The organism is Nitrosophilus sp. (assembly GCF_982775275.1).
Map to the genome: position 1 here is coordinate 1 of NZ_CEXZHP010000189.1, position 2890 is coordinate 2890.

At 28.7% G+C, this 2890-nt stretch carries 3 protein-coding genes; all 3 read right to left on the reverse strand.

The window, feature by feature from the left end; all coding sequences use genetic code 11:
- Positions 1–117 precede the first annotated feature (117 nt).
- A complete protein-coding gene (gene waaF, locus AC30RD_RS07950) occupies positions 118–1128 on the reverse strand; it encodes a lipopolysaccharide heptosyltransferase II (RefSeq protein ID WP_489493932.1) in 1011 nt (336 codons plus the stop codon).
- Positions 1115–1882 carry a glycosyltransferase family 4 protein gene (locus AC30RD_RS07955; protein ID WP_489493933.1) on the reverse strand — a complete coding sequence of 256 codons (768 nt, stop codon included), beginning with the start codon at positions 1880–1882 and terminating at the stop codon, positions 1115–1117. The genes waaF and AC30RD_RS07955 overlap by 14 nt, the downstream gene beginning before the upstream one ends.
- A 245-nt stretch (positions 1883–2127) precedes the next feature.
- On the reverse strand, positions 2128–2890 hold a 763-nt coding region (locus AC30RD_RS07960; protein ID WP_489493934.1), incomplete at its 5' end, for an O-antigen ligase family protein.

Sequence of the window (2890 nt, forward strand, 5' to 3'; positions counted from 1 at the left end):
AATAAAAAAATCTATGAAGATATTGAGAAAAAAAATAAGAGATTTTATATGCTTTAAAAGAGATTGATAATTACTCTTTTTACGGATATAAAATAGTATTTAAAGAAAGAAAAACTTTTAGATTAATTTTTTTACTGCTTTGATAACCATATCTGGAGTTAAATCTTTCATACATTTGTGATGTTTTAAGGGACAAACTCTTTTCATACATGGAGCACACTCTAGATCTAAAGAGATGATTTTTGAATGGGGATTTTTCCATTGGGAGGTGCTTTTGTAGTCTGTAGGTCCAAAAATCGCAACTGTTGGGATTTTAAAAGCTGCGGCTATATGCATTGGACCAGAATCGTTTGTTATAAATAGATTTAGTTTTGATATACAATATATTAGCTCCTCAACGGTGGTTTTCCCGGCAAGATTTAAAGAAGCAATATTTTCTTTTAAAAGAAGATTTTCTATATCTTTTGCTATTGCCTTTTCATTTGGACCGCCAAATATGACTATCTTATACTCTTTGCTAAACTCTTTGGCAACTTTTGCGAAATATTGTGGATACCATCTTTTTGCGCTACCGTATGTCGCTCCGGGATTGATGCCTAAGAGGGGTTGATGATTAAAGGTTTTAGGTTGAAAATCTAAAGAAATATTTGGCAGATATAGTTTTAGATCACCTGCAGGTAGGTTTGTGTTTGTTATGTTATTTATGAAAGCGTTATATTTTTCTACCTGATGAAGTGAGTCTAAACGGAAAATTTTTGAAGCTAAAGGATTGTATAGATATCTTTTTTTTGATCCTGTTAAAAATAGTAAAAGCTTAGAAAAAAGATGGCTTCTAAAGCTTATTGCAATATCGTGTGGGCCTATTTTTTTTGCTAGATGGTATGTAGCATAGAGTCTATTTTTGCTTTTTTTTGTATCGTCTACAAAAAAATTTTTTACTTTTGGATGAGTTTTTAAAGCTTGTATTGATACGTAGCTTCCAACAAGAGTTATCTCTTTTGGGTTTAAAATCTTTATAAGATTTTCTATGGCAGGAGTTGCCATAACGGTATCTCCAAGCCATGTTGGGAGTTCAATCAGTAGGTTTGAAGTTTTAAGTTGAGAGTTTGAAGAATTAGATAAACTCATCTATAACCTTTAAGGTTTTTTCAACGTTTTGTTCGATTGTATATTTTTTTGATATCTCTCTCATATTTTTTTGAATCTTTTTTAATTTTTGCTCATCTTTTAAAAGTTGATCTATTTTTGAAACTATACTAAAATCTTTTGGATTTTGCATAATAAAATCTTTTGGCAAAATTTCGCTTGCTCCATTTTGGGCTGTGGTAAAAACGACATTTTCAAAACTCATAGCTTCGAGTATTACGTTTGAAAAGGGTTCATAATGGGTTGGAAACAGAAAAATATCCGCCGCAGCGTAAAAAGTATCTACATCTTTTCTTGGTCCGGTGAAAAATACTTTATCTTCTAAATTTAATTTTTTTGATAGATTTTTATATCTGTTTATATTTTTCTCTTTTCCTACGATAAAGGCTTTAAAAGGATGGTCTATTTTTGATAAAATCTTTAAAAACTCTTCTACGCCTTTTCTCTCAAATCCGCTGCCAACAAAAAGTAGTATTTTTTCATTGATTATATCAAACTCATTTTTTAATCTTTCTATAGCCGATTTTTTATCAAAATCTTTAATCTCCACTCCATTATAGACAACTTCTATCTTTTTAGGATCTATTTTATACTCTTTAATTATCTCTTTTTTTATCATATTTGAGTTTGCTATGATTTTTTTAGCGTTTTTAAAACATTTTTTTTCTAAATAAAGGTATGTTAAATGAAGAGGATTTAAGCTAAAACCTTTTGTTTTTAAAAAAGTTTTATGCACTCCATCGCCTGCTCTGTAAATATCCGCGCAAGTTATGCGATCAAGCGAAAAGTAAAAAAAGTTATTTTTATTTTTGCAAACTTTATAGTTAAATATCAGAGCCTTAACCCAAGAAGGAAACCATTTTGGAAGATTTGCATAGATTATATCAAACTCTATATTTTTTTTGATTAATACACTGGTCAATCTTTTAAGATATCTTTCAGCCCCACCAAAAGGGGTATATTTTTGACGAATGAAATATATCATAGAGCAATATTTTTTTTATTTTCTATAAAATTTAGAGATAGCGCCCAAATTAAACATAGTAACATTGCATTTTCATGATGAAAAGTTGTGTTTGCCAAAGAGATGGTCATATTTACGAACCATATAAGAATTGATACCTGTACAATATCAATTTTTAGGTATTTTAAAAAATGGTAAATTAAAGTAAAGCAAAAAATCAGATACGAAATCAATGCTAACAATCCTCTTTCTACAAGAAAATTAGTATACGTGTTATGGGCATGTGAATTGTGAGCAAATGGAGAATTTGGTGCATATTTTAAAATATCTATATTGATAAAATTGCCTGAACCTATACCAAATAATATATTCCCATCCAACCATTTTGCTATTGCAGTTTTGAATAGAACATCTCTGTGACTTGGCCATAATCCAAGTTTTATTTTGTGGAAGAGATAAAAATCTTGTAAAAAGTAATAAAATATTCCTAATAATAAAACGGTTAAAGATGTGAAAATTGCTATATTTTTGAGATTTAATTTTTTATCTATTAATAAATACAAAAAATATATTAATGGAGAAGTAAAAATAGCGGCTCTGCTTCCTGTACTTAAAATACCGAAAATTGCTATTATAGTACTAAATAAAAACAGATTTTTTAATTTTTTTTCATTTGTATGAAAATAAAATACAATCGACAAGGCAAACATAAAAACTATATATATTGCTGAATGATTTACATGTCCTACCGAGTGTAAATTCATAGGTAAATGTAAAATA